Origin of the sequence: Pseudomonas sp. SDI, from assembly GCF_003105155.1 — a bacterium.
Lineage (GTDB): Bacteria > Pseudomonadota > Gammaproteobacteria > Pseudomonadales > Pseudomonadaceae > Aquipseudomonas.
In genome coordinates this window covers 79,504-106,134 of sequence record NZ_QETK01000015.1, presented here as the reverse complement: position 1 = coordinate 106,134, position 26,631 = coordinate 79,504, and the positions used below count along the sequence as shown (strand labels likewise).

General features: G+C 62.6%; 26 protein-coding genes. 10 read left to right on the top strand and 16 right to left on the bottom strand.

The genetic code is table 11. From position 1 onward, the window contains the following. Window positions 1–9: 9 nt before the first annotated feature. The 8 genes from DCO48_RS12280 to DCO48_RS12250 form a co-directional block, all read right to left on the bottom strand. Window positions 10–378, bottom strand: coding sequence for a DUF1413 domain-containing protein (locus DCO48_RS12280; RefSeq protein ID WP_165840764.1), 369 nt, complete (start codon window positions 376–378; stop codon window positions 10–12). 100 nt (window positions 379–478) lie between these two features. Further along, window positions 479–946: an NUDIX hydrolase gene (locus DCO48_RS12275; protein WP_116550874.1), complete on the bottom strand. Its 468-nt coding sequence runs from the start codon at window positions 944–946 to the stop codon at window positions 479–481. Further along, window positions 939–1,502 carry an AAA family ATPase gene (locus tag DCO48_RS12270; protein WP_116550873.1) on the bottom strand — a complete coding sequence of 188 codons (564 nt, stop codon included), beginning with the start codon at window positions 1,500–1,502 and terminating at the stop codon, window positions 939–941. Before DCO48_RS12270 ends, DCO48_RS12275 begins: the two co-directional genes overlap by 8 nt. Before the next feature lie 252 nt (window positions 1,503–1,754). Continuing rightward, window positions 1,755–3,467: an amidase gene (locus DCO48_RS12265; RefSeq protein WP_116550872.1), complete on the bottom strand. Its 1,713-nt coding sequence runs from the start codon at window positions 3,465–3,467 to the stop codon at window positions 1,755–1,757. Between the two features lie 538 nt (window positions 3,468–4,005). Continuing rightward, the gene (locus tag DCO48_RS12260; protein WP_116550892.1) at window positions 4,006–5,088 is read right to left on the bottom strand and encodes a type I restriction endonuclease; all 1,083 of its coding nucleotides are present in this window, start codon (window positions 5,086–5,088) and stop codon (window positions 4,006–4,008) included. Window positions 5,089–5,664: 576 nt separating this feature from the next. Further along, complete coding sequence (locus tag DCO48_RS12255; RefSeq protein ID WP_116550871.1) at window positions 5,665–6,912, bottom strand: ribonucleotide-diphosphate reductase subunit beta; 1,248 nt, start codon at window positions 6,910–6,912, stop codon at window positions 5,665–5,667. A gap of 521 nt (window positions 6,913–7,433) precedes the next feature. Beyond that, entirely contained in the window at window positions 7,434–7,562 is a 129-nt protein-coding gene (locus DCO48_RS22965) for a hypothetical protein (RefSeq protein ID WP_256584062.1), read from the bottom strand. Between the two features lie 143 nt (window positions 7,563–7,705). Next, the gene (locus DCO48_RS12250) at window positions 7,706–10,603 is read right to left on the bottom strand and encodes a ribonucleoside-diphosphate reductase subunit alpha (RefSeq protein WP_116550870.1); all 2,898 of its coding nucleotides are present in this window, start codon (window positions 10,601–10,603) and stop codon (window positions 7,706–7,708) included. A gap of 765 nt (window positions 10,604–11,368) precedes the next feature. Between DCO48_RS12250 and DCO48_RS12245 the strand changes: the two genes are divergently transcribed. The 3 genes from DCO48_RS12245 to fhuF are packed head-to-tail and all read left to right on the top strand — an operon-like array spanning window position 11,369 to window position 14,237. Continuing rightward, window positions 11,369–12,091 (top strand): response regulator transcription factor, encoded by a 723-nt coding sequence (locus tag DCO48_RS12245; RefSeq protein WP_116550869.1) that lies wholly within the window; start codon window positions 11,369–11,371, stop codon window positions 12,089–12,091. After that, window positions 12,088–13,695, top strand: a complete 1,608-nt coding sequence (locus DCO48_RS12240) for an ATP-binding protein (RefSeq protein WP_116550868.1) — start codon at window positions 12,088–12,090, stop codon at window positions 13,693–13,695. Before DCO48_RS12245 ends, DCO48_RS12240 begins: the two co-directional genes overlap by 4 nt. Next, window positions 13,692–14,237: a siderophore-iron reductase FhuF gene (gene fhuF / locus DCO48_RS12235; protein ID WP_116550867.1), complete on the top strand. Its 546-nt coding sequence runs from the start codon at window positions 13,692–13,694 to the stop codon at window positions 14,235–14,237. Before DCO48_RS12240 ends, fhuF begins: the two co-directional genes overlap by 4 nt. On the opposite strand, the gene DCO48_RS12230 is transcribed toward fhuF, so the two are convergent. Both DCO48_RS12230 and DCO48_RS12225 read right to left on the bottom strand, forming a co-directional pair. Continuing rightward, window positions 14,214–14,915: a 4'-phosphopantetheinyl transferase gene (locus DCO48_RS12230; protein WP_116550866.1), complete on the bottom strand. Its 702-nt coding sequence runs from the start codon at window positions 14,913–14,915 to the stop codon at window positions 14,214–14,216. The genes fhuF and DCO48_RS12230 overlap by 24 nt on opposite strands. A 42-nt stretch (window positions 14,916–14,957) precedes the next feature. Then, window positions 14,958–15,752, bottom strand: a complete 795-nt coding sequence (locus DCO48_RS12225) for a dienelactone hydrolase family protein (RefSeq protein ID WP_116550865.1) — start codon at window positions 15,750–15,752, stop codon at window positions 14,958–14,960. 114 nt (window positions 15,753–15,866) lie between these two features. On the opposite strand from DCO48_RS12225, the gene DCO48_RS12220 reads away from it, so the two are divergent. The 4 genes from DCO48_RS12220 (at window position 15,867) to DCO48_RS12205 (ending at window position 20,200) form a co-directional block, all read left to right on the top strand. Next, window positions 15,867–16,469 carry an outer membrane protein gene (locus tag DCO48_RS12220; protein WP_116550864.1) on the top strand — a complete coding sequence of 201 codons (603 nt, stop codon included), beginning with the start codon at window positions 15,867–15,869 and terminating at the stop codon, window positions 16,467–16,469. A gap of 113 nt (window positions 16,470–16,582) precedes the next feature. Then, on the top strand, window positions 16,583–17,260 hold the full coding sequence (locus DCO48_RS12215; RefSeq protein ID WP_116550863.1) for a response regulator: 678 nt from the start codon (window positions 16,583–16,585) through the stop codon (window positions 17,258–17,260). Then, window positions 17,257–18,603: an ATP-binding protein gene (locus DCO48_RS12210; protein WP_116550862.1), complete on the top strand. Its 1,347-nt coding sequence runs from the start codon at window positions 17,257–17,259 to the stop codon at window positions 18,601–18,603. The genes DCO48_RS12215 and DCO48_RS12210 overlap by 4 nt, the downstream gene beginning before the upstream one ends. A gap of 274 nt (window positions 18,604–18,877) precedes the next feature. Continuing rightward, a complete protein-coding gene (locus tag DCO48_RS12205; protein ID WP_116550861.1) occupies window positions 18,878–20,200 on the top strand; it encodes a dicarboxylate/amino acid:cation symporter in 1,323 nt (440 codons plus the stop codon). Between the two features lie 88 nt (window positions 20,201–20,288). Here the strand turns inward: DCO48_RS12205 and DCO48_RS12200 are convergent, their stop codons facing one another. Beyond that, entirely contained in the window at window positions 20,289–21,182 is an 894-nt protein-coding gene (locus DCO48_RS12200) for a DMT family transporter (protein WP_116550860.1), read from the bottom strand. A gap of 85 nt (window positions 21,183–21,267) precedes the next feature. On the opposite strand from DCO48_RS12200, the gene DCO48_RS12195 reads away from it, so the two are divergent. After that, window positions 21,268–22,086, top strand: a complete 819-nt coding sequence (locus DCO48_RS12195; RefSeq protein WP_116550859.1) for an AraC family transcriptional regulator — start codon at window positions 21,268–21,270, stop codon at window positions 22,084–22,086. Between the two features lie 40 nt (window positions 22,087–22,126). Here DCO48_RS12195 and DCO48_RS12190 read toward each other — a convergent pair whose 3' ends face one another. Together DCO48_RS12190 and DCO48_RS12185 are read right to left on the bottom strand one after the other, a co-directional pair. Continuing rightward, window positions 22,127–22,621, bottom strand: a complete 495-nt coding sequence (locus DCO48_RS12190; protein WP_116550858.1) for a SprT family zinc-dependent metalloprotease — start codon at window positions 22,619–22,621, stop codon at window positions 22,127–22,129. Between the two features lie 136 nt (window positions 22,622–22,757). Beyond that, a complete protein-coding gene (locus tag DCO48_RS12185; RefSeq protein WP_116550857.1) occupies window positions 22,758–23,357 on the bottom strand; it encodes a Yip1 family protein in 600 nt (199 codons plus the stop codon). A gap of 268 nt (window positions 23,358–23,625) precedes the next feature. Between DCO48_RS12185 and ttcA the strand changes: the two genes are divergently transcribed. Both ttcA and DCO48_RS12175 read left to right on the top strand, forming a co-directional pair. Beyond that, window positions 23,626–24,450: a tRNA 2-thiocytidine(32) synthetase TtcA gene (gene ttcA / locus DCO48_RS12180; protein WP_116550856.1), complete on the top strand. Its 825-nt coding sequence runs from the start codon at window positions 23,626–23,628 to the stop codon at window positions 24,448–24,450. Window positions 24,451–24,455: 5 nt separating this feature from the next. Beyond that, the gene (locus DCO48_RS12175; protein ID WP_116550855.1) at window positions 24,456–25,127 is read left to right on the top strand and encodes a DNA-3-methyladenine glycosylase I; all 672 of its coding nucleotides are present in this window, start codon (window positions 24,456–24,458) and stop codon (window positions 25,125–25,127) included. A gap of 100 nt (window positions 25,128–25,227) precedes the next feature. On the opposite strand, the gene DCO48_RS12170 is transcribed toward DCO48_RS12175, so the two are convergent. From DCO48_RS12170 to arsC, 3 genes are read right to left on the bottom strand one after another with little or no spacing between them, the layout of a single operon-like run. Continuing rightward, the gene (locus DCO48_RS12170; RefSeq protein WP_116550854.1) at window positions 25,228–25,644 is read right to left on the bottom strand and encodes a DUF2069 domain-containing protein; all 417 of its coding nucleotides are present in this window, start codon (window positions 25,642–25,644) and stop codon (window positions 25,228–25,230) included. Next, window positions 25,637–26,242, bottom strand: coding sequence for an NAD(P)H:quinone oxidoreductase (gene wrbA, locus DCO48_RS12165; RefSeq protein ID WP_116550853.1), 606 nt, complete (start codon window positions 26,240–26,242; stop codon window positions 25,637–25,639). Before wrbA ends, DCO48_RS12170 begins: the two co-directional genes overlap by 8 nt. After that, window positions 26,239–26,592, bottom strand: a complete 354-nt coding sequence (gene arsC / locus DCO48_RS12160) for an arsenate reductase (glutaredoxin) (protein WP_116550852.1) — start codon at window positions 26,590–26,592, stop codon at window positions 26,239–26,241. Before arsC ends, wrbA begins: the two co-directional genes overlap by 4 nt. Window positions 26,593–26,631 lie beyond the last annotated feature (39 nt).

Genomic DNA, 26,631 nt, shown 5'->3' with positions numbered 1-26,631 from the left:
CTTATCGGTTTATGCCTGGGGGCGGCGATATACAGCTTTGTTGCCACTGGTGCGGGAATCCCATACAGCGAGTTTGGCTTCCTCGACCCGCTTGCGGAAGTTTTTACCAAACGACTTGCGATCACCCGGTGACATCGTTTGCCACAGGCCGGTAGGCATTATGTCTTCCACCAGGAACGTTGTGCCGAAAGGCACCATCCGCACGCCAACTAGCGCGCTATCAATGGCCAGATCGAGATCGACAGATTCGTGTACCGGCTGTTCCAGGGCCTTCGCCAGCAAACTGTTCAGCATGTCTTCGGTGCTGACGCCAGTCGCACTGCTGCGTTCGATCAAGGCGCCGAGGATGTTGTCCTGAATTTCCAGGGTAACCTTCATGAGAGCTCTCCTTTGCATTGCATTTATTGAGGGCGATCATGCTTGTGCGCTAGTTTTTTGTCAAACCTTTCGTGATGAATGCTCTCATCATTGGTTTTGATCAGTGTGAGGTCACCGCTGAAAACACCCCGGCGCGCTCCAGCATCGCCACCAGGTTCTCTGGCCAAACCGTCTTCTCCGTGGTTCTCAACGCTTCGGCAGACCACCAGTCAGCGTCCGCAATGACCTTGGTTTCGTTCGCCGTCCACTCGCTGTTCGATAGCGCCTGGCTGCCCACATACACCACGAAGTACTCCTCAACCGATGTCACCCACTCGCCGCAGGGCAGCTGTAACGGGAAGCGCCGTTCGGCGATGCTGGCGCCGACGGCGTCGATGTGGATGCCGGTTTCCTCGCGCAGTTCGCGAATGGCCGCCATCTCGAAGGTTTCCCCCGGCTCGACGCCGCCGCCCGGGGTGGCCCAGTAATCATCGCCCGCCAACGGGCCGTCCTTGTGCACGAAGCGGAACAACAGCACGGTACAGGCAGGGCTCATGACCAGCAGGCGGGCCGATTTTCGTTCACGCATGGTGCTGTTCGCCTTTGTTGGACGAGTAGGGGATGGTCGCGCCAGCGGGCAGACTGTCGAGGAACGCGGCGATCTGCTGTTTGCCGCGCAGGTGAATCACCGGCACATGCCCGCCGACGGCCACGCGCATCGCCTCGATGGACGGCCGATAGTCGTTGTCGTAGGTCCAGACGTACTTGAGGAAGGTCAGGAACTCGCGGTCCAGCTTCTCGCGGCAACCGGCCGCCAGGTCTGGGCGCGGACGGTTCATGACGCTGCGCAGGAGCACCCGCTTCAGGCATACCGTTCTCGGGGTGTCGAGCCAGATCACCAACTGCGCACGCGGCATGCGCAGGTCGAAGGTGCGTCGCGAGTAATTGCCTTCGCACACCCAGGCGTCCGGCGCCACGGCCTGGCGGACCCGCGCGCGAAACTGCTCGGCATCCGGTTCGACCCAGCCGGGCTCCCAGAACAGTGTGTCCAGATGGACGACAGGTATTTGCAGGCGCTCACCGATAGCGCGAGCCAGGGTTGATTTACCGCTGCCGGCGTTGCCCAAAATCACGATGCGTTCCATTGCTCAGGCCTCCGGGAAAACCGTCAATGGTGAGGCTTTCCGGCCTACGAATAAAGGCCGATTTGCGCGCCTGTATGCCGGTGGTTATAGCGATTGATGAGACGAGGGCAGGCCGAGCTCGCTCAGCGCGGATTGGGCTTCGCGGTAGGCCGGTATACGCGCAGTTGGGCTGGGCGGGAACTGCCGAGATGGCCAAGCCCCTGAAGTGACAGGCGGGGTTGCAGCCGCCCTGGCTGCAACCCCGCTGGCGGCTTAGCGCGCGGCCGACAGTGGCGGCGTGCGCGGCGGTACCAGACGCTTCGAGCCGGTCGACTCGAAGGCTGCCGCCAGGCGCAGCAGCGACGAGTCGTCGTAGGCACGGCCGGCGAAGGTCAGCCCGATCGGCATGCCGATATCGGCCATCACGCCCATCGGCACGGTCACGGTCGGCACACCCAGGTGACGGATCGCCAGGTTGCCGTTGGCCACCCAGATGCCGTTGCTCCAGGCGATGTCGGCCGCCGCCGGGTCTACATCGGCGTTGGCCGGGCCGACATCGGCCACGGTCGGGAACAGCACAGCGTCGAGGCCGAGGTTGTCCATCCAGTCTTCGAGGTCGAGCTTGCGGGTTTTCTCCAGGCCGCGCAGGCCGTCCGGCACGGTCTCGATCTTGTCCCACGGAGTGATCCCGCGTTCGGCCATGCGCACGTACTCGTCCATGCCGGCGGCCAGATCGCCTTCACGGTTGGGCAGGGTGCCGGGGTCGTGCGGGAAGATTAGCGGGCCGTCGACGTCGACCAGACGGTTGAGTTTCGGGTCGCCGTTGGCTTGCAGGAAGTCGTCGAAGGCCCAGGCGGTCAGGTCCCACAGTTCGTGATGGAGGAACTCCGGGGAGACGATGCCGCGGTTGAACACGGTCGGCGCGCCGGGGCGGTCGCCTTCGCAGTTGGAGACCAGCGGGAAGTCCACTTCGATCACTTCCGCGCCGGCTGCTTCGAGCGCCTGGCGGGCTTGCTTCCACAGCTCGATGGCCGAGGCGCGGGTGTTGATCTTTTGCCCAGTTGGGCCGCCGATACCGGGGGCTTCGGCGGTGCCGGCCTGGTCATCGGCATTGATGTACATGCGCGGCACGCCAAGACGCTTGCCGGCCAGGGCGTCGGCCTTCACGGCAAGGTCCAGGTAGGACGCCGGGCGCACCGAGGCGACGCTCGGGATCGGCACCCAGGGTTGCAGGCGCCACAGGTCGCCGCGGGTGTCCGGGTCTTCGGCAACGATGACGTCGAGCACTTCGAGCAGGTCGGCCATGGTCCGGGCGTAGGGCACTACCACGTCCATGGTCGGCGTCAGTGGCCAGTTGCCGCGCACCGAGATCACCCCGCGCGACGGCGTGTAGGCGCACAGGCCATTGTTCGAGGCGGGGCCGCGGCCGCTGGACCAGGTTTCTTCAGCCAGGCCGAACGCCGAGAAGCTGGCGGCGGTGGCGGTGCCGGCGCCGTTGGACGAGCCGGAGGCGAACGGCGCGGTCAGGTAGTTGGCGTTGTACGGGCTTTCGGCGCGGCCGTAGACGCCGCGTTGCATGCCGCCGTTGGCCATCGGCGGCATATTGGTTTTGCCCAGGCAGATGGCGCCGGCGGCGCGCAGGCGCTCGATGGTGAAGGCGTCACGGTAGGCGACCAGGTCCTTGAAGGCCGGGCTGCCAGAGGCCGCAGTGAGGCCTTTGACCAGGTAGCTGTCTTTGGCGGTGTAGGGGATGCCGTCGAGCGGGCCGAGGGTTTCGCCCTTGGCGCGACGCGCGTCGGACGCCTGTGCTTCGGCGATGGCCTCGGGGTTGCGCACGACCACGGCGTTGAGTGCGGTGGCGGTGTCGGCACCGTCGTAGGCATCGATCCGCGCGAGGTAGGCCTGGACCAGTTCAACGGCGGTGGTCTGGCCCGATTCGAGCGCGGCGCGCAGGGTGGCGATAGGGAGTTCGGTGACTTCGATCATGCGGTTAGCGCTCCGTGACGCTGGGGCTGAAGTGCTGTGGCTGCGGGGCGCAAGGGTACAACGGGCCGACCGGGCGGCGGATGCAGGTCCCACAGCGGGTGGAGAATTTTTGTATGAGATGAGAGGCCATCTGCTGTTGATCGGGCACATTAGCCGAAATCGGCCGGGGGGCCCAGTGCGTTGGTGCATTGGGTGGTTGCTGTGGTGCCAGTGGCAACAGGGGCTGAAGTGACAGGAAGTTAGTCATTGCTCAGTAGTGTCCTAGCGCTTGGGCTTCTGCAGCCAATTCTGCCAGGACCTGACGGCCAGCCAGATTCAGGTAAGGTGGCGACACGTTAAGCAGATACTCACGTTCCTGAAAAGTGCGTGCTAAGACGTACATCTGCCCTAAATTTGAGCGGTGGTGGTGAGGCTCAATAGGGGGGGCAGGTTATTGAAGTTTGGCGACAGATCAAAGTTTCTGACGTTTACGTGCCTAAAACTCTACCAAAGTAATGTATCTGCTTTGGTAGAGTTTGTAATGTTCGGCTCGGGGCTATCAGTCGTAAAATGAAACAGTTTGCGCTAGCTGTTCCGAAAATCCGTAAATATCATCTATTGTGGTAATTGGGTGGCGCGTTTCTATTTTTTCTTCATTGAAGATGCCAATATATTTTTGCGCACGATTGAAGTGCAATCGACAAATGGGCTTTCTATTGTTGTCATCGAGAAGTATGCCAAAATAACTCTGCGTATCTCTATGGACTATCCGTTTCGCATCGACTGCCCTTCGGACAATGGCTTTGACAACGTGGAAGCCTTCAAGCTCTTCCAAGGTGGTTTGGACACGGTCCTCGCTAGGCTCTTCAGTAATTTCCTCTGCGGTATTTTCTTGGAGAACCGATACCGCAAAGGACGGTAATGCAGGGCCACGCATGGCAGATTTTAAGCGATCATTTATTTGATCTGACAGGAATTGCGCTGTTGCCTTCCTCGTTAATGAGCCGAATTGTTCGCGGACCTTTTGTGTGATGATTCCGTCATACACTCGGGATGCAAAAAATTTCACGAACTCGTCGTCAGGTTGTGAGAACTGGGTTGCTATTTCTTTTTTTATTTGGCCTACGTACTTGAGCTCGCCTGCCGAGCTGATGATCGAGTCTACATCGAATGCGTTTTTTGTGAGCTTCTGAAGCTCAGGTAGCGTGTGCTCGTCTAGATCTAGCAGGTCCAGTTCAAGGAATGGTTTTTCATCCATTTTGTTAGGGGCGTCTAAGTCTGTATAGAAGCGATAATGGCGCCCATTTGTTAGGATTGAAATCCTGGCACTTGTTACATGGAAATAGCGAAATAGTTGGCTTGCGTGATTGATGTTGAGAGGCTCGCCAATTTTTTTGCACTCGATCAGGATCTGGATTTCACCATTCTTCCTGATGGCATAGTCTATTTTTTCACCCTTTTTGGTACCGACGTCGCATATGTACTCCGGGGTGACCTCTGTAGGGTCAAAAACATCGTAACCTAGTACGGAGTTAATAAACGGCATAACGAATGCTGTTTTTGTCGCTTCTTCAGTCTGAATCACTGAACTCTGTTGTTCAATTTTTGCCGACAATGCATTCAAGCGTTCGACGAATTCCATACCCTGCTCCTTGGTGTGATACCCAATCATAATCGGGGATGTAGGATAGTAGCAATTGGCCTTCCTTGCTTCGCTCCTACGCAAGGAGCCATGGGGCTGGATAGCCCAGTTGGTTCATCACCTCAGCAGGCGACTGGCTATTCGCTTCCACGAACATGATTTATCCGTTTGCAGAGGCAAATATCACCGCTGTGAGACAGCTTTGTGCTGGTCTTCATCGAGCTTGCAAACTATGTGGTCATCCAGGCATCGCCGCATCAGCCGCCCCAATTCCCGCACACAAAACACAGCCTGCGACTCACGCCAAATCGCGTGCAACGGGCGATTATGGGGCAAAAACAATGTAGGTTCGTAGTGTTCTTTCATGCCCCGGCTTCCTAAATTTCAAAAGGAGAGCCGCTGCTGACGGGAGCGGTTGGCCGCTGCGCGCGCTTTCTTAAGGCAGTGAAAGAAGGTAGAAAATTTGGCGAAGTGCGGTCAATCGTTCTGTTGTAGGCGATTTCCGAAATTTTCTCACAGGCACAAAAAAGGCCGCCTCCCGGCAGCCTTTTTCCACTCAAGCAAACACCCGAGCCATCAATCCCAGCTCAACGCCCCGCCAGTCTGATATTCGATAACCCGCGTCTCGAAGAAGTTCTTCTCTTTCTTCAAGTCCATGATTTCGCTCATCCATGGGAACGGGTTAGTGGTACCTGGGTACTCTTCCTTCAAGCCGATCTGCGACAGGCGACGGTTGGCGATGAACTTCAGGTAGTCCTCCATCATCGCCGCATTCATGCCCAGCACGCCGCGTGGCATGGTGTCGCGCGCGTATTCGATTTCCAGCTGGGTGCCCTGCAGAATCATCTGCGTGGCTTCTTCCTTCATCTCGGCATCCCACAGGTGCGGGTTTTCGATCTTGATCTGGTTGATCACGTCGATACCGAAGTTCAGGTGCATCGACTCGTCACGCAGGATGTACTGGAACTGCTCGGCGACGCCGGTCATCTTGTTGCGACGACCCATCGACAGGATCTGGGTGAAACCGCAGTAGAAGAAGATACCTTCCAGTACGCAGTAGTAAGCGATCAGGTTACGCAGCAGTTCCTTGTCGGTCTCGACGGTGCCGGTGTTGAATTCCGGATCGGAGATCGCGCGGGTGTAGCTCAGGCCCCAGGCAGCTTTTTTCGCTACCGATGGGATCTCGTGGTACATGTTGAAGATCTCGCCTTCATCCATGCCCAGCGATTCGATGCAGTACTGGTACGCGTGGGTGTGGATCGCCTCTTCGAAGGCCTGGCGCAGGATGTACTGGCGGCACTCCGGGTTGGTGATCAGGCGGTACACGGCCAGCGCCAGGTTGTTGGCAACCAGGGAGTCGGCGGTGGAGAAGAAGCCCAGGTTGCGCATGACGATGCGACGCTCGTCGTCGGTCAGGCCTTCCGGGCTCTTCCACAGGGCGATGTCGGCGGTCATGTTGACCTCTTGCGGCATCCAGTGGTTGGCGCAACCGTCGAGGTACTTCTGCCAGGCCCAGTCGTACTTGAACGGCACCAGCTGGTTGAGGTCGGCACGGCAGTTGATCATGCGTTTTTCGTCAACGGCTACTCGCGCCGCCGAACCTTCCAGCTCCGCCAGACCTTCGGCGATGTCCAGTTTGTCCAGCGCCGCCTTGGCGCGAATCACGGCAGCCGAGTCGCTGGCGGTTACGGCACGGGCTTCCAGCGCAGCAGCACCACCGGCGCTGTCCAGCTTGTCGATGCCAGCAGCCGCGGCGTGAGTGGCGTTACTGCCCTTGGCTGCTTCTTCGCCTTCGTCTTTGTCGAATTCGTCCCAGCTCAGCATGATGATGAGGCTCCTGCATGAGGGTCGCCCTGAAGGCAACCGCTTGGATTTAATAAGGTGATGCACCCACTACGCAAACCACGAAGGCAATACGGCAGTTCGGGAGGCCAGCTCCCCGGACATCTTTGATTGTTCGCTTCGAACCTCGCCGCCGCGCATTGAGGGGGGGCCAGGGTCGAGAAAGGTCGCCAAAACAGACGTGGCTTTTGCCCCTGTTTCAGGGGGCGCGAAGTATACCGGAAATATCGCCCGGTCGGGGCTTCGCCAGCCTGCAATACAGGTTAATTTTGACCTGTGGCGGTTGTCCGCGTTCCTACCGTTCGACCTGTCTTGTCGGGGTAGGAGTTTAGACGAAAAATCCTACATGCGGTGTCCGGATTTTGAAAAAAACACTAGATGCGGTGTTTTGCCCCAGGAAGTCTGCGGCAGATCACACGCTGGTTTTTTTCTGTGCCGGGTGGGATTGACGGGCGAAAGCGGGGTGTGGGGGAGGGCGGGCGCCGGCAAACGGCGCTCACCGATTACCTGGATTTTTTCACGGTTTCGATGATGTGGGTTTTCGGCTGTTGCCGGGCTTTTTCGACGCTGGTGAAGCGACCGGTTTCGGCGTCGCGGCCGATCTTCCGGGCGCTGGGCTTTTGGCTGTTCATGGGCAAGCATCCTGCTAGGGGGGAGTGCTCACGCTACACGCGCGATGTGCCGTTCAGCAGCCGCCGGTATTACCCTGCGCAAACACAAAGGCCGGGGAAAAATCCCCGGCCTTTGTCTTGTGTCGACTAGCGCTATCGCGGGCTTACTGGCAAGCCTCGCAATCCGGCTCGTCAATCGCGCAGGCCTTTGGCACTGGCGCTGGCGCTGGCGCCGGGGCTGCGGCTGGCGCGGCGTGCATCGGGGCGTCGCCACCGCTGGAAACGGCGTTGAGCTTACCGGTGTTGATGGTCGACTTCTCGGTGCTGGTCGCGGCCAGGGCACGGAGGTAGTAGGTGGTTTTCAGGCCACGGTACCACGCCATGCGGTAGGTCACGTCGAGCTTCTTGCCCGAAGCGCCGGCGATGTACAGGTTCAGCGACTGCGCCTGGTCGATCCACTTCTGGCGACGGCTGGCGGCATCGACGATCCACTTGGTTTCAACTTCGAAGGCCGTGGCGTACAGGTCTTTCAGCTCTTGCGGGATACGCTCGATCTGCTGCACCGAACCGTCGTAGTACTTCAGGTCGTTGATCATGACCGAGTCCCACAGGCCGCGGGCCTTGAGGTCGTGAACCAGGTACGGGTTGATCACGGTGAACTCGCCCGACAGGTTCGATTTCACGTACAGGTTCTGGTAGGTCGGCTCGATCGACTGCGACACGCCGGTGATGTTGGCGATGGTCGCGGTTGGCGCGATGGCCATGATGTTCGAGTTACGAATACCTTTCTGCACACGGGCACGCACCGGCGCCCAGTCCAGGCTTTCGTTCAGGTCGACGTCGATGTACTTCTGGCCACGGGCTTCGATCAGGATCTGTTGCGAATCCAGCGGCAGGATGCCCTTGGACCACAGCGAACCCTGGAACGTCTCGTAGGCGCCACGTTCGTCGGCCAGGTCGCAGGACGCCTGGATCGCGAAGTAGCTGACCGCTTCCATCGACTTGTCGGCGAACTCGACGGCAGCGTCGGAACCGTAGGCGATGTGTTGCAGGTACAGTGCGTCCTGGAAGCCCATGATGCCCAGGCCCACCGGGCGGTGCTTGAGGTTCGAGTTGCGCGCTTGCGGCACCGAGTAGTAGTTGATGTCGATCACGTTGTCGAGCATACGCACGGCGGTGTTCACGGTGCGTTGCAGCTTGCTGGTGTCCAGCTTGCCGTCGACGATGTGGTTCGGCAGGTTGATCGAGCCCAGGTTGCAGACTGCGATCTCGTCCTTGTTGGTGTTCAGGGTGATCTCGGTGCACAGGTTCGAGCTGTGGACCACGCCCACGTGCTGCTGCGGGCTGCGCAGGTTGCACGGGTCCTTGAAGGTCAGCCATGGGTGGCCGGTCTCGAACAGCATCGAGAGCATCTTGCGCCACAGGTCCTTGGCCTGGATGGTCTTGAACACCTTGATCTTGTTGTACTCGGTCAGCGCTTCGTAGTACTCGTAGCGCTCTTCGAAGGCCTTGCCGGTCAGGTCGTGCAGATCCGGCACTTCCGAAGGCGAGAACAGGGTCCATTTGCCGTCGTCGAAGACGCGTTTCATGAACAGGTCAGGGATCCAGTTGGCGGTGTTCATGTCGTGGGTACGACGACGATCATCACCGGTGTTCTTGCGCAGCTCGATGAACTCTTCGATATCCAGGTGCCAGGTTTCCAGGTAGGCACAGACTGCGCCTTTGCGCTTGCCGCCCTGGTTAACCGCAACGGCGGTGTCGTTGACCACTTTCAGGAACGGTACGACGCCTTGCGACTTGCCGTTGGTGCCCTTGATGTACGAGCCCAGTGCACGCACCGGGGTCCAGTCGTTGCCCAGGCCGCCGGCGAATTTCGACAGCATGGCGTTGTCGTGGATCGCGTGGTAGATGCCCGACAGGTCGTCCGGCACGGTGGTCAGGTAGCAGCTCGACAGCTGTGGACGCAGGGTGCCGGCGTTGAACAGGGTCGGGGTCGAGGCCATGTAGTCGAACGACGACAGCAGGTTGTAGAACTCGATCGCACGGGCTTCTTTGTCTTTCTCTTCCAGCGCCAGGCCCATGGCCACACGCATGAAGAACACCTGTGGCAGCTCGAAGCGCACGCCATCCTTGTGGATGAAGTAGCGGTCGTAGAGGGTCTGCAGGCCCAGGTAGGTGAACTGCTGGTCGCGCTCGTGGTTGATCGCTTTACCCAGGCGCTCGAGGTCAAAGTCGGCCAGCGCCGGGTTCAGCAGCTCGAACTCGATACCTTTGGCCACGTAGGCCGGCAGGGCCTTGGCGTACAGCTCGGCCATCTCGTGGTGGGTGGCGCTCTCGGCCACGCCGAGGAAGCCCAGGCCTTCGGCACGCAGGGTGTCCATCAGCAGGCGGGCGGTGACGAACGAGTAGTTCGGCTCACGCTCGACCAGGGTACGGGCCGTCATCACCAGGGCGGTGTTGACGTCCTTCATGGCGACGCCGTCGTAGAGGTTCTTCAGGGTTTCGCGCTGGATCAGCTCACCATCGACTTCGGCCAGGCTTTCGCAGGCTTCGCTGATGATGGTGTTCAGGCGGTTCATGTCCAGCGGCGCCAGGCTGCCGTCGGCCAGCGAGATGCGGATGCTCGGGTGCGGCTGCACGTTGTCCTCGGCCGGGGCGCGGTTGGCACGCTCTTTAGCGCGCTGATCGCGGTAGATGACGTAGTCGCGGGCAACTTTCTGCTCGCCGGCACGCATCAGCGCCAGTTCGACCTGGTCCTGGATTTCTTCGATGTGGATGGTGCCACCGGACGGCATGCGGCGCTTGAAGGTTGCAGTCACCTGTTCGGTCAGGCGGGCAACGGTGTCGTGGATACGCGACGAGGCAGCGGCGGTGCCGCCTTCAACTGCGAGGAACGCCTTGGTGATGGCTACGGTGATCTTGTCGTCGGTGTAGGCGACGACAGTGCCATTGCGCTTGATCACGCGCAGTTGGCCTGGAGCAGTGGCGGCCAGATCCAGGTTCGAATCGGCGGCCTGCGGCGCCTGGGCCTGCGGGTTCTCGCGAGTTGTGTCGGTTTGCATGGGTGTCTCCACGTTCTCTAAATATGTTCAGGCGCTTTGTGGGCGCCCACCGTTCCGTCCGAAAGCTCGACAACCACCCCGGCAGCACACGCACACGCAAGGCGCGTGTCTCACCGGTCGATACCGACTTCGGGACAGATCAGGAATAAAGGGGCAATCGCTTGCCGCTCCCTGGCCGAAGTCAAAGGCTCTGGGTCAAAAACCCAGAACTGTTGCGGTACTGTGTGCGGCTTGGCCTGCATCACCCGTACCCGAAACAAGTCCCGCTGAGGGCTTGCAACGTTCGCCTCCGCAGGAGCGGTTTGGCTGCTGAATTCTTCTTAAGTTCAAGCAAAAAAAGCACCGTCAGAGGGCTTGAGTTTGATGCTTGACTTATGCTTGGGATATTAATGAAACCCCAAGATGTAGTGTTTTGCTGCGCTGGGGATACAAGATAATGCGGTCCAGGGGGTATTGCAAGGCAGCGCCCTGTGGATAACTTGTGAGTAGTTTGTGAGTGATTCTCGCCGGGCCCTTGTAGGCCGCGTCCCACCGCCATTTACACTTATTTGCGCGACAAATCGCCCTTCGGCGGATTTTTGCGGGCGCGAACCCTATCACAAAAAAGCGCCATCTCCGAGCGCTGCCGAGGTGGTCGTTTCAGGCGCCTGGTAGCGGTTGGCAGGCGCGGGTACGCGTCGTAGTATCCGGGGCCGATGTTGCCCTTTGGTGAAGGGGCCGGCGCAAGCCTTCTCTCTATAACAACACGCCCAGCCGAGGTGATGAGTGCAGCAGTTGAGTCAGGTTCTGATCGTCGAGGACGACGAGCGTCTCGCCGAACTGACCCGCGAGTACCTGGAGGCCAACGGCTTTGCCGTGCAGGTGGAGGGCGACGGCGCCCGCGCCGCAGCGCGGATCATCGCCGAGCAGCCCGACCTGGTGATTCTCGACCTGATGCTGCCCGGTGAGGACGGCCTGAGCATCTGCCGCAAGGTGCGCACACAGTTCGCCGGGCCGATCCTCATGCTCACCGCACGCAGCGACGACCTCGATCAGGTGCAGGGCCTGGACCTGGGGGCTGATGACTACGTGTGCAAGCCGGTGCGCCCACGCTTGCTGCTGGCGCGGATCAACGCCCTGTTGCGGCGCAGCGAGCCGCCCGCCGAGCAGGCCGAACGGCAGAGCCTGCAGTTCGGCCCGCTGCGGGTCGACAACACCCTGCGCGAAGCCTGGCTCGGTAGCGAAGGCATCGAGCTGACCAGCGCCGAGTTCGACCTGCTCTGGTTGCTGGTGAGCAATGCCGGGCGGGTGCTCTCGCGCGAAGAGATCTTCACCTCGCTGCGCGGCGTTGGCTACGACGGTCAGGATCGCTCCATCGATGTGCGCATCTCGCGCATCCGGCCGAAGATCGGCGACGACCCGATTCACCCGCGGATGATCAAGACCCTGCGCAGCAAGGGCTACCTGTTTGTCCGCGAGGCCGCCGAGGCCCTGGGCCAGGCGGAATGAACTCGATCTTCCTGCGCATCTATGGCGGCATGTGCGCCGCACTGGTGCTGGTGGCGGTACTCGGCGTGCTCAGCCTGCACCTGCTCAACGAGGTGCGCGCCGGCCAGTACCGCGAACGCCTGGCCCACGGCACCTTTACCCTGATGGCCGATAACCTGGCGCAGATGAACAGCGTCGAGCGCACCCGCGCCCTGGCCATCTGGGAGCGCCTGCTGGGCATTCCGCTGGAACTGCAAAGCCTGGAGCAGGCCCGCCTCGATGGCGGCCAGCGCAGCCAGTTGCAGCGCGGCCAGGTGCTGGTCGAGCGCACCGGCCCGCATGCGGCCAAGGTCATGTGTCAGGTGCGAGGGCAGAACCTGCTGCTGACCGGCGAGGTGCAGCAGATCAGCGAGCAACTGGCCCGCGCCACTATCTACCTGCTGGCCGACGAACTGGTGCGCTACCCGGTCGGCGAGCAGCCCAAGCGCCTGTTGGCGTTGAAACAGGACAAAGGCTTCGGTTTCGAATTGCGCCTGCTCGGCCTGGGCGAAACCGACATGGACGAAGACCAGCGCCGGCGCGTCGATGAAGGCGATACGGTGATGGCGCTGGGCAAGGACGGCGACTCGATCCGTGTCTTCGCCGGTATGGTCGGCACGCCATGGGTACTGGAGATCGGCCCGCTGTACCAGATGAACCCGTACCCGCCGCAGATGTTGGTGCTGATCGCCGCGCTGGGGCTGTGCCTGATCGGCTTGATCGTCTACCTGCTGGTGCGCCAGTTGGAGCGGCGCCTGTCCGGCCTGGAAACCGCCGCCACGCAGATCGCCCAGGGCAGCCTCGATACCCGCGTCGAGGCCGACGACGCCGACTCGGTCGGGCGTCTGGCCGCCGCCTTCAACGGCATGGCCGAGCACCTGCAGCGTTCGCTGACCATCCAGCGTGAGCTGGTGCGTGCGGTGTCCCACGAGCTGCGCACGCCGGTGGCACGGCTGCGTTTCGGCCTGGAAATGATCGCCAGCGCCAGCAGCGAGCCGGCCCGCGAGAAGTACCTGGCCGGCATGGACAACGATATTCAGGACCTCGACAAGCTGGTCGACGAGATGCTCACCTACGCGCGCCTGGAGCAGGGCGCGCCAGCGCTGCACTTCCAGCGGGTCGACCTGGACGCCTTGCTCGACCAGGTGATCGACGAGCTGTCGCCGTTGCGCGGCGACGTGCGGGTGTCCCGTGGGCCGTGTCAGGGCGGCGAGGACGGCTCGTGGGTCGAAGCCGAGCCACGTTACCTGCACCGGGCACTGCAAAACCTGGTGAGCAACGCCATGCGCCACGCCGAAGGGCAGGTCAGCCTGAGCTACCACCTGGGTCAGGAGCGCTGCCGTATTGATGTCGAGGACGACGGTCCGGGCGTGCCGGAAAGCGAGTGGGGGCGCATCTTTACCCCGTTCACCCGGCTGGATAACAGCCGCGCGCGGGCTTCGGGCGGGCATGGCCTGGGCTTGTCGATCGTGCGGCGGATCATCTACTGGCACAAAGGCCGTGCACTGGTCGGCAAGAGCGAACGCCTTGGCGGTGCCTGCTTCAGTTTGAGCTGGCCGCGGGTGCAGGATCAGGCCGAGTCATGATCCTCGGTCAACTGCTGCGTGCCGAACGTTTTCATCCGCTGTTGCTGGCGCTGTACGGCGCCGAGCTGATGCCGGCGCAACTGCCGGTGCTGGCTTCGCAGTGGTCCAAGTATTACTTCGCCATGCTCTGGCAGGCGGCGTCGCTCGGGCAGGTGCCGCCGTGGCACGAGGACCTGGCCATCGAGCTCGATGAGCGTGGCTTGCCGCTGGCGTTCGGGCGCTCGGCGGCGCCGTACTGTGCCTCGTTACAGGCGGTGCTGGAGCAGCATCTGCGGCCATTGATCGCGGCGCTGGCGCAGGTCGGCGAAGTGCCGGCGGCGGTGCTCTGGGGCAATGCCGGGGATTGCCTGGAGCAGCAGCTCAAGGACCACCCGCAGGCGCGGCAACTGCTCGATACGCCGGGCAGCCCGCTGTTTGCGGCGGTGCGCTACAGCGTTGCCGGTGTGCGCTGTCGGCGCAGTTGTTGCCTGAGCTACAAGGTCGACTGGGTCGGGCATTGCGAGCATTGCCCGTTGCTTTCAGGTGCTGACCAGGCTCAGTAGCTGGTCGCCGTTGAGCACGAACTGGCCTTCCAGCTCACGCCCGTGGTGCCATTCGGCGGACAGCTCGGTGAGCAGGCGCAGGCGCGCGAAACCGTCGCTGGACCATTCGACGATTTCCGCATGTTCGAAGTAGAAGCGCTGCTGCACGATGGGGTACAGCGCCTTGAACAGGCTTTCCTTGAGCGAGAAGGTCAGGCTGACACCGAAGCCGAGCTGGGCCGGGTCCAGGCGTTGCAGTTCGGCGGTGGTGAGGATCTCGCCGGCCAGGCGTTCGGCGCGCTCGTGGCTGAGCAGGCTTTCCTGGTCGATGCCGATGCCCTGGCAGTCGTGGCTGTGTGCAACCACGGCGGCGGCCCAGCCTGTGCCGTGGGTGATCGAGCCGCTGATCCCGGCCGGCCAGATCGGCGCGCGGTCGTCGCGGGTGCCGGGTATGTAGTCGCGGCCGTCCAGGCGTTGCAGGGCGGCGCGGGCGCAGACGCGGCCGGCGAGGTATTCGGCTTTGCGCTTGGCCACCGAGCGTTGCAGGCTGGCGGTCTGCGGAATGGCCGCGCGCTGGAAGTCGTCGGCGGCGAGCGCGGCGGGATCGAACGGGCAACTGACCAGCACCGCACCGGGAATCGGGCGGGGCAGGGGCCAGTGATGCTGGAGCGGGGCACAGCACAGGGGGAGTCGGGTCATGGGCGCTATTGTGCCGTGGATCTGAAGCGCTTGCACGACCCCTCAAGACTGCCCAAACACCTTCTTCAGAAACGCCTGCATATCCGCCCACGAACGCTCGTCTGCCGCCTTGCTGTAACCAATATCCGGCCCACCATGCTCGCCATGGCTCAACCGGTCGGCATCCGGGTTGCTGAAGCCATGCTTGGCCCCCTGGATCGACACGAACTCATAAGAAGCCCCCGCCGTATCCATCTCCTGCTTGAAGGCCTGGACCTGCGCCGGGGTTACCATGCTGTCGCTGGCGCCATGCTCCACCAGCACCCTGGCTTTGACACTGCCGGGCGTTGCTGGCGTATCGGTGACCAGCGCACCATGGAAACTCACCACCCCGGCCAGTTGCTTGCCACGCCGCGCCGCATCCAGCACTACCTTGCCGCCAAAGCAGTAGCCGATGGCCGCTAGCCGGGTCTCGTCGGTCTGCGGCTGCAAGGTGAGCAACTTCAGGCCCTTGTCGAAGCGCCGCTTCGACGCTTTTGGGTCCTTGAGCACAGCATTCATAAAGGCCATTGCATCCTGCGGATGCTCGGTGGTCTTGCCGTCGCCATACATATCGATGGCCAGCGCCGCATAGCCGAGCGCCGCCAGATCCCGTGCGCGGCGTTTGGCGTAATCGTTCAGGCCCCAGAACTCATGCACTACGACCACGCCGGGACGCTTGCCGGAGATTGCATCGTCGTAGGCGTAATAGCCGACCATTCGTTCGCCCTTCACTTCATAGGCGATCTCGCGGGTCTGTACCTCGGCCTGTGCCAGCCCGGCAGCGGCTATCAACAGCGCGGTGAGCAACAAACGCATTTCACTTCTCCTTTGTTCAGCCCTGGTTCAGCCAGGGTTCAGCGGCGGTTCAGGGCCGCTTGCTTACTCTAGCTTCCACACCAACAGCGTGCCCTCAAACTGGAGTACACACCGATGAAACGTCTTAAACCACTGCTTCTGGCTTTCACCGTATTGGGCGTCAGCAGCCTGGCCCAGGCCGCCGACGGCACCTTCGCCGGCCTTACTTATGGGCAGACCAGCGACAAGGTGAAAAAGTCCGGCCTGCTCAGCAGCAACCTCGACCACAGCAACACTGACGGGATCATCAGCAAGGATGACACCTACGGCGTTCGCCTCGGTCAGTACAACGACCAGGGCCGCTACTACCTCACCTACGACAACGTCTCCAACGATCACCGCGGCCTGAAGCTGCGTCAGGAAAACCTGCTCGGCAGCTACGACCTGTTCTACCCGGTCGGCAGCAGCACCAAGCTGTTCGGCGGCGCCAGCGCCGGTATCACCAAGCTCAGCCAGGAATCCTCCGGTTACAGCCGCGACACCGACATCGGCTACGCTGTCGGCCTGCAGGCCGGCGTGCTGCAGCAGGTTACCGACAACACCTCGGTCGAGCTCGGTTATCGCTACCTGCGCACCAACGCGGCCACCGAGCTGGCCGAACACGGCGGCGACAAACTCGGTACCCTGCGCCTGAGCAGCAGCGCGCAAACCTATCTGTCCGCCAACTACGCGTTCTAAGCCGGCGCTCGGCGTTGTGCTGGACACCGAAGCGGCCGCCTTGGCGGCCGCTTCGCTATTATTCTGCCTGGGACCCGTTACCCTGGGGCCGGGCGCTGTGAACGGAGGAGTGTATGAAGCTGCTGGTGGTCGAGGATGAAGCGCTGTTGCGCCACCATCTGCATACCCGCTTGACGGAAATTGGCCATGTGGTCGAAGCGGTCGGCAACGCCGAAGAAGCGCTGTACCAGGCCGAACAGTTCAATCACGACCTGGCAGTGGTCGACCTCGGCCTGCCGGGCATGAGCGGGCTGGACCTGATCCGCCAGTTGCGCAGCCAGGGCAAGGCCTTCCCGATCCTGATCCTCACCGCCCGCGGCAATTGGCAGGACAAGGTCGAAGGCCTGGCCGCCGGCGCCGACGACTATGTGGTCAAGCCGTTCCAGTTCGAAGAGTTGGAAGCGCGCTTGAACGCCTTGCTGCGCCGCTCCAGCGGCTTTATCCAGTCGACCATCACCGCCGGCCCGCTGGTGCTCGACCTCAACCGCAAGCAAGCGCAGCTCGACGAGCAGCCGCTGGCGCTGACCGCCTACGAATACCGCATCCTCGAATACCTGATGCGCCACCACCAGCAGGTGGTGGCCAAGGACCGGCTGATGGAACAGCTGTACCCGGACGACGGCGAGCGTGACCCGAATGTGATCGAAGTGCTGGTCGGCCGTCTGCGGCGCAAGCTCGAAGGCGACAACGGCTTCAAACCGATCGACACCGTGCGCGGCCTCGGTTACCTGTTCACCGAGCGCTGCCGATGATCCGCTCGCTGCGCGTACGGCTGATGCTGGCGGCCTTCGTGCTGGCGCTGCTATTCATGCTGGCGCTGCTGCCGGCATTGCAGAAGGCCTTCAGCCTGGCCTTGCAGGCGTCCATCGAGAAGCGCCTGGCCTCGGACGTGACCACGCTGATCTCGGCGGCGCGCATCGAGAACAATCGCCTGGAGATGCCCGACCTGCTCCCGGATGAGCGCTTCAACCTGCCCGACAGCCGCCTGCTCGGCTACATCTATGATCGCGAAGGCCACCTGGTGTGGCGCTCGCGTGCTACCGCCGAAGAGAACATCAACTACTCCCCGCGCTACGACGGGCGCGGCAACGAGTTTGCGCGCATCCAGCAGAGCGACGGCGAGGAATTCTTTGTCTACGACGTTGAGGTCAAGCTGCTGGGCGGCAAGAGTGCGGCATTCAGCATCGTCGCCTTGCAACCGGTGCGCGAATACCGGCAGACCCTCGATGGCCTGCGGGAAAAACTCTACCTCGGTTTCGGCGCCGCCTTGCTGGTGCTGTTGCTGCTGCTCTGGGCCGGCCTGACCTGGGGCCTGCGTTCGCTGCGCCAACTGAGCCTGGAACTGGACGACGTCGAGTCCGGTGCCCGCGATGGCTTGAGCGGCGAGCACCCGCGCGAACTGCTGCGCCTGACCCGCTCACTGAACCGCCTGCTGCGCAGCGAGCGCGAGCAGCGCGGGCGCTACCGCGACTCGCTGGACGACCTGGCACACAGCCTGAAAACCCCGCTGGCGGTGTTGCAGGGGGTCAGCGAGAGCATGGCCCAGCGCCGCGAAGAGCGTGAGCAGGCGCGGGTGCTGCAAAGCCAGATCGAGCGCATGAGCCAGCAGATCGACTACCAGCTGCAGCGTGCCAGCCTGCGCAAGAGCGGCCTGGTGCGCCACCGGGTCGAGCTGCAACCGTTGCTCGACAGCCTGTGCAGCACGCTGGCCAAGGTCTACCGCGACAAGGCGGTGCAGGTCAGCTTCAACGTCGCGGCCGGGGCGCAGGTGCCGATGGAGCAGGGCGCCTTGCTCGAACTGCTCGGCAACCTGCTGGAGAACGCCTACCGCCTGTGCCTGTCGCAGGTGCGCGTCAGCCTCACCGGCAACGCCGGCGAGCGTGTGCTGTGCGTGGAGGACGACGGCCCCGGCGTGCCGGTGGGGCAGCGCGAGCGCATCCTCCAGCGCGGCGAACGGCTGGACCGCCAGTACCCGGGGCAGGGCATCGGCCTGGCGGTGGTCAAGGACATCATCGACAGCTACGACGCCAGCCTGACCCTCGACGACTCACCGCTCGGCGGGGCGGCGTTCCGTATTCGCTTCCCCTTCGAGTAAGGCGGATTACCGCCAACCGCCCTGCGATCCGGCGGCGGTTGGGCGGAAATCCGCCATCGCCATCTATTTCTCATGCCGCGAAGTTGTGCAGCCAACCCCACAAAACCGGCGACTTGCACCGTGACGGCGCATTTTGGCATCGGGCTTGCTATGTACCCAGCAGAGTTCTGCCAGGCAGCTCGACACAACAAATCCCTCCAGTGCAGGAGGGTTCGCGCTTTAGGCACTTAACACTCCTGGGAAGGAGGCGGGCGGTGCACTTGAGGAATAAGCCATGACGACGCGTCAGCCGCTGTACAAATCGCTGTATATCCAGGTAATCGTCGCGATTACCATCGGTATCCTGCTGGGTCACTTCTACCCTGAGACCGGTCAGGCCCTGAAGCCGCTGGGCGACGGGTTTGTAAAACTGATCAAGATGGTCATTGCCCCCATCATCTTCTGCACCGTGGTCAGCGGCATCGCCGGCATGCAGAACATGAAATCGGTCGGCAAGACCGGCGGCTACGCGCTGCTCTACTTCGAAATCGTCTCCACCATCGCCCTGATCATCGGCTTGGTCGTGGTCAACGTGGTCAAGCCGGGCGTCGGCATGCACATCGACGTGTCCACCCTGAACGCCAGCAGCGTGGCGGCCTACGCCGCTGCCGGCGCGCAGCAGACCACCATCGGCTTCCTGCTCAATATCATCCCGGCTACTGTCGTGGGCGCGTTCGCCAACGGCGATATCCTGCAGGTGCTGATGTTCTCGGTAATCTTCGGTTTCGCCCTGCATCGCCTGGGTGCCTACGGCAAGCCGCTGTTGGACATGATCGACCGCTTCGCCCATGTCATGTTCAACATCATCAACATGATCATGAAGCTGGCGCCGATCGGTGCCTTCGGTGCCATGGCCTTCACCATCGGCCAGTACGGCGTAGGTTCGCTGGTGCAGCTCGGCCAGCTGATGCTGTGCTTCTACATCACCTGCGTGGTGTTCATCCTGGTGGTGCTCGGCGGTATCGCCCGTGCCCACGGCTTCAGCGTGATCAAGCTGATCCGCTACATCCGTGAAGAGCTGATGATCGTGCTCGGCACCTCGTCCTCGGAATCGGCACTGCCACGCATGCTGCTGAAGATGGAGCGCCTGGGTGCGAAGAAATCGGTAGTGGGTCTGGTGATCCCGACCGGTTACTCGTTCAACCTCGACGGTACCTCGATCTACCTGACCATGGCGGCCGTGTTCATCGCCCAGGCGACCGACACCACCATGGACATCAGCCACCAGATCACCTTGCTGCTGGTACTGCTGGTGGCTTCCAAAGGTGCTGCCGGCGTGACCGGTAGCGGCTTCATCGTGCTGGCGGCGACCCTGTCGGCGGTCGGTCACCTGCCGGTGGCGGGCCTGGCGCTGATCCTCGGTATCGACCGCTTCATGTCCGAAGCCCGTGCCCTGACCAACCTGATCGGTAATGCCGTGGCCACCGTGGTGGTTGCCAAGTGGGTCAACGAGCTGGACAACGACACCCTGCAAGCCGAACTGGCTTCCGGCGGTGCGCCGTTGATCGACACCCGTCCAACCGACGACCTGGGTGTAGCCGAAGGCGCCGCGCGCTGAGGTTCGCCTGAACGAGAAAGCCCGCTTCGGCGGGCTTTTTTGTGCGTGTTATTGCGGTGCATCCTTTCAAGCGGGCCCGCTCCCGCAGTCACACCGCCTCAGCCATTGCCTTTTCCGGCGGTTTCATCGAGCCGACATACACTGCCACCAGCGTCAGCCCGGCGCCGGCCATCTGGACCAGCGAACTGGCCTTGCCGAGCAGTAGCACGTCGATGGCATAGGTAATCACCGGCTCCAGCAACAGGATCAACCCGGCCAGGCCCAGGCTGATCGCGCCAATCGAGCGGTTCACCAGCAGCCAGCCGGCAAACTGCACCAGCACGCCATAGATCACCAGCATCAGCAGCGTCTGCCCATCGACAATAGCCAGGCTCTCGCCGGTCGCCAGGGCATAGCCGAGCAACACCAGCGCGGCCCACAGGCTCAGGTTGAGCATCTGCGCCAGGGTGTCGCCGCCGCCCTCCGGCAGGCGCGTGTTGACCTTGAGAAAGTACACGCACACCGCATACGCCAGCCCCGACAGCACGCCATAGGCAACGCCTTTCGCCCCGGCACTGCTGCTCATCTCCGGCAACAGCAGCAGGTACAGCCCGGCGAACGCCAGCACGATCGACACCACGAAATACAGCGTCGGCCGCTCCTTGAGCAGGGCCAGGCCAAGCAGGGTCATGAAGAACACCTGGCAGTTGGTCAGGATCGAGCCGATGCCCGGGCCGACGATGTAGATGCTCTGGTGCCAGAGAATCAGGTCCACCGCCAGAAACACCCCGGCCAGTGCGCTGAACCGCTGCGCCTTGCGGCTGTTCAGGCGGGCTGGCACCTTGCGCAGGCGCAGCACCAGGTAGAACAGCGCCGAGGCAATCAGCATGCGGTAGAACCCGGCACCGCCGGCGCCGATATTGGCGAAGGCGACCGCCAGGGCGGAAAGGCTCAGCATCAGGCCGCCGAGGGTCAGTTCGGCTATTGCTCTGTTGGGGGACATGGGGACTCGCTTGTCTGCGTGAAGAAGTGAGTGCTAGTTTTGCAGCGGCGCCGCGTTGGCGTATTGGACGAAACTGGACAACGGCATGGATGGGCAAACAGCTGATTTTTCGCGGTTCCGGCGGGTCGCCGATGGCCAGTGCGAGCTGCTGGCCGCGCGTTTCAGCCGGCAGTCGTTCGGCCGCCACGCCCATGAACGCTATGCCCTCGGAGCGATCTGTGCGGGGGTGGAAAAGCTCTACTACCGCGGCGCCAGCTACCTGGGCACGGCCGGCACGCTGGTGACCATCAGCCCCGGCGAAATCCATGACGGCTTGCCCGGCAGCGATCAAGGCTGGATGTACCGGATGCTCTATGTCGACCCGCAATGGCTGAACCGCGTGGTCTTGCAGGGGCACTATGGTGACGACCACCTGCACCTGTTCCGGGAGGCCTTCAGCCGCGATGAAGTCTTTGCCCAGGCCTTTGCCCGCCAGCATGCGCTGATCGAGGTGGCGGATTCGCTGCTGGAGCGCGACAGCTTGCTGTTGGGTTTGCTCGCGGCGTTGTTCCAGCGCGGCGGCGTGCGCCTGGAGCGGGCGCTGGCGGCCGAGCGCGAAGCCGTCAGGCGGGTGAGGGGGCTACTGGATGAAGCCTTTGCCCGCAACGTGGCGCTGGACGAACTCGCTGCGCTGGTGGGGATGGATCCGCTGTACATGATCCGGGTGTTCAAGAAGAGCGTCGGGGTTTCACCGCACAGCTACCAGATCCAGAAACGCGTGGCGCATGTGCAGCAACTGCTGCGCCAGGGCATGGCGATTGCCGATGCGTCGTTCTGTGCCGGGTTTTTCGATCAGAGCCATATGGCGCGGGCGTTCAGGAAGGTGGTGGGGGTGACGCCGGGGCGCTTTCGCGACAGCGGCTGAACGCTGGCAGCCCTATCGCCGGCAAGGCCGGCGATGCGCTTCACTCCACGCGCATCTCGCCGGTAAATACCAGGGTCTGCCGACAGCGCCGGCACAGGTACCGCCGCCCCTGCCGCACCAGCCCATGGCGCTGCGCCGAGAACGGGAAATCGCTGCCGGCACACGGGCATTTGTAGATGTAGCGGGTCACCGTACGGCGCTTGACCGCATAGTTGTGGCAGCGATTGGGCGGCAGCTCGTAGACCCCGCGCATGATCAATTGCCACTCTTCGCCATGCGGCTGAATGCGCTCGCCGAACAACTGGTGCGCGATCAGGTGCGCGACTTCATGGGCCACCGTCTGCTTGAGAAAGTCTTCGGCGTTTTCCCGGTACAGCTGCAGGTTGAAGCGCAGCAGGTTCTCGTGCAGATGCGCGACACCGGCCTTCTGTCCGCGCAGCTTGAAGCTGACCTCGGGACGCTGAAACGGGCGCTTGAAAAAGGCTTCGGCTTGCTGGTAACAGCTTTCGACGCGGGAATTGAGCAGCTCTGGCATAACGGGTAGGCACTCCTGGCCGGCAATTATGCCGCAACCCGGGCAGCGCTGCCGAGTCCGCTGGTCCGCACGCAGCAACAGGCCGCCTTGCGGCGGCCTGAGGGATACAGCACCTATGTTGTGGGTGTTTCTAGCTTTAGTTGGTGTAGACGGGCCCCACGCCCAGTCCCCAGACGATCACGGTGAAGGCCATGATGGCCACTAGCACCACCAGCCCCACTGCCAGTACCGAGCTGGAAAACAGGAAGCCCTCGTCGGACGGTATGTTCATGAATGTCGGCAAGCCGACGTACAGCAGGTAAACCGTGTAGCAAATGGCGGCTGTGCCGATGATCATCCCCAGCCACAGATGCGGGTAAAGCGCCGCCAGGCCGCCAATGAACAGCGGGGTGGCGGTGTAGGTGGCAAAGGCGATGCATTGCGCCATGCTCGGGTTGGCGTCGTAGGTGCGCGCCATCCAGTGGATGAAGGCGCCCATCACCGCGACGCCGCCGAGCATTGCCAGGTACGACATCATGGTCATCCAGAGCGCGCTTTCGACGGTCAACATGACCGGGGCGCGCTCGCCGATGACCCAGCCGACCTGGGTGGTGCCGATAAATGCCGAAACGGCGGGGATGGCCGCCAATATCAAGGTGTGGGTCAGGTACATGTGGCTGATGGACTCATCCTCGCCACGAATCTCCTTCCATTCCTGATCGGGATGGGTGAACAGCCCCAGAACGTGATGGATCATGCCAGTCACTCCTTCATCGTTGCCATCGCCCCCCAGCGGAGCGCCTGCGGCCCGCACGGTGGGGCCAGAACAATCAGGTCACTGTCGCTGTGGCCTTATGTCGCAGTATAGGAAGGCGTTCACTGCACAAAGCCGGTTTTTTAGAGCAAATCGCGCTGTAGGGGCGCGTCTTGATTCCCTTGTAGTCTTTATCGGTTGGGTCTTCGCCCGGCCCCGGTTTGTGCGTAAAATACCGGCCTTTTGTCACACCTCGCGGATTCCAAGCGCTATGGGCACCCTTTCGGTCAACCAGAACAAACTGCAAAAACGCCTTCGTCGCCTCGCCGGCGAGGCCATCACCGACTTCAACATGATCGAAGACGGTGACAAGGTCATGGTCTGCCTGTCCGGCGGCAAAGACAGCTACACCATGCTCGATGTTCTGCTGCACCTGCAGAAAGTGGCGCCGATCAAGTTCGAGATCGTCGCGGTGAACATGGACCAGAAACAGCCGGGCTTCCCCGAGCACGTGCTGCCGGCCTACCTGGAAAGCCTGGGCGTGGCGTATCACATCGTCGAGAAGGACACCTACTCGGTGGTCAAGGAGCTGATCCCGGAGGGCAAGACCACCTGCTCGCTGTGCTCGCGCCTGCGCCGCGGCACCTTGTACACCTTCGCCGACGAGATCGGCGCGACCAAGATGGCCTTGGGGCATCACCGCGACGACATCGTCGAAACCTTCTTCCTCAACATGTTCTTCAACGGCACGCTCAAGGCCATGCCGCCCAAGCTGCTGGCCGACGACGGCCGCAACGTGGTGATCCGCCCGCTGGCCTACTGCAATGAGAAGGACATCCAGGCCTACTCGGACATGAAGGAATTCCCGATCATCCCGTGCAACCTCTGCGGCTCGCAGGAAAACCTGCAGCGCCAGGTGGTCAAGGACATGCTGGTGGAGTGGGAGCGCAAGTCGCCGGGCCGTACCGAGAGCATCTTCCGCGGCCTGCAGAACGTGGTGCCGTCGCAGCTGGCCGACCGCAACCTGTTCGACTTCACCAACCTGCGAATCGACGAGAGCGCCACCCCGCGCTTCCTCGACGTGCTGAATATCTGACTGGCATGCGCGATTATCAGTGGTTGCATGAATTCTGCCTGAACCGCTTCGGCTCGGCGGCGGCGCTAGAGGCGCACCTGCCGCAGGCGCTGAGCGCCGCGCAGTTGCGCGCGATCGGCGACGACCGCTACCTGTCGACCCTGGCCCTGCGGGTGTTCCGTGCCGGGCTCAAGCACAGCCTGGTGGACGCCAAGTGGCCGGCGTTCGAGCAGGTGTTCTTCGGCTTCGACCCGGAGAAGGTAGTGCTGATGGGCGGCGAACACCTGGAACGGTTGATGCAGGACACGCGGATCATCCGCCACCTGGGCAAGCTCAAGAGCGTGCCGCGCAATGCGCAGATGGTGCTGGATATCCAGCAGGAGCACGGTAGCTTCGCTGCGTTTATCGCCGAGTGGCCGCTGGACGATATCGTCGGCCTGTGGAAGTACCTGGCCAAGCAGGGCAACCAGTTGGGCGGCCTGTCGGCGCCGCGCTTCCTGCGCATGGTCGGCAAGGACACTTTCGTCCCGACCAACGACGTGGTGGCCGCGCTGGTGGCGCAGGACATCATCGACAAGCAGCCGACCAGCCAGCGCGACCTGGCCACGGTGCAGCAGGCGTTCAACCAGTGGCGTGCCGACAGCGGGCGGCCGCTGTGCCAGTTGTCGATGATGCTGGCGTATACCGTCAATCACTGAGAGTGGCGGTGGCCCGATCGCGGGACTCGTCCGCTCCCACAAGAGCGCAAGCACTGCTATCCCCTGTGGGAGCAGGCTCGTCCCGCGATAGCAGCACCGCCTAGAGCGAACCTTCCCCCGCCAGCCGCCGCTCGTACTGGAAGCGCCAGCGCACATACAGCAGTGCACTGACAAACAGCACCAGGCTGATTGCCACTTCCAGCCAGCCGAACAGCGCCCGCGTCGGGTCGAACGCGGCCAGCACGCCCTTGATGAAATACAGGTTCACCACAAAGCAGGTCCAGGCGTGCGCCCGTGCGCTGCCCAGCAGCATGCCCGGCAACAGCAGCGCCAGCGGCACCAGCTCGATGGCCAGGATTACCCCGACCCGCGCCCCATGCAGGTCGGCGAACAGCAGGTTGTTCAACGTCAGCAGCGCTGCCAGGCCAAAAAACGCCGCCAGGCTCAAGGCCCGGCTCAGGCGTAGGCGCGGTGCCAGCCATTCCAGCGACGGCAGGATCTTCGGCTTCTTAGCCACGGCCGTTCTCCAGCAGTTTGGCGGTACTCGCCAGGCGCTGGCCGAGCGCCCGGCACAGGGCGATTTCATCGGCGTCCAGATCGCGCTTGCCGTCGGCTCCGGCATGGTGGCTGGCGCCATACGGGGTACCGCCGCCACGAGTTTCCAGCAGCGCCGACTCGCTGTACGGCAGGCCCATGATGAGCATGCCGTGGTGCATCAGCGGCAGCAGCATCGACAGCAGGGTCGACTCCTGGCCACCGTGCAGGCTGGCGGTGGAGGTGAAGGCGGCCGCCGGCTTGCCGACCAGGCCGCCGCTCAGCCACAGGCTGCTGGTACCGTCGATGAAATACTTCAGCGGCGCGGCCATGTTGCCGAACCGGGTCGGGCTGCCCAGGGCCAGGCCCGAGCAGTGCCGCAGGTCGTCCAGGGTGGCGTACAGCGCGCCGGTTTCCGGGATGTCCGGGGCCACCGCTTCGCACTCGGTGGAGATTGCCGGCACGGTGCGCAGGCGTGCTTCGAGGCCGCCCAGCTCGACACCGCGGGCGATCTGCCGGGCCATCTCGCTGGTGGCGCCATGGCGGCTGTAATACAGAATCAGGATGTACGGCGCGCTCACGAGACCAACTCCAGCACTTTCTCCGGTGGTCGGCCGATCACGGCCTTGTCAGCAGCGACCAGGATCGGCCGTTCGATCAGCTTCGGATGCGCGGCCATGGCGGCGATCAGTTGCTCGTCGCTGAGCGCCGGGTTGGCCAGGTCGAGGCTTTTGTATTCGTCTTCGCCGGTACGCAGCAGGGCGCGTGCGCCGATGTTCAGCTTGCCGAGCAGGGCCTTGAGGGTGGCGGCGTCGGGCGGGGTTTCCAGGTAGCGGATCACGGTCGGGGTCAGGCCACGGGCCTCGAGCAGTTCCAGCGCGCCACGGGATTTGGAGCAGCGTGGGTTGTGGTACAGGGTCAGATCGGTCATGTGAGGGTCGCATCCAGCAGGGGGTGGCGGCTATTCTAA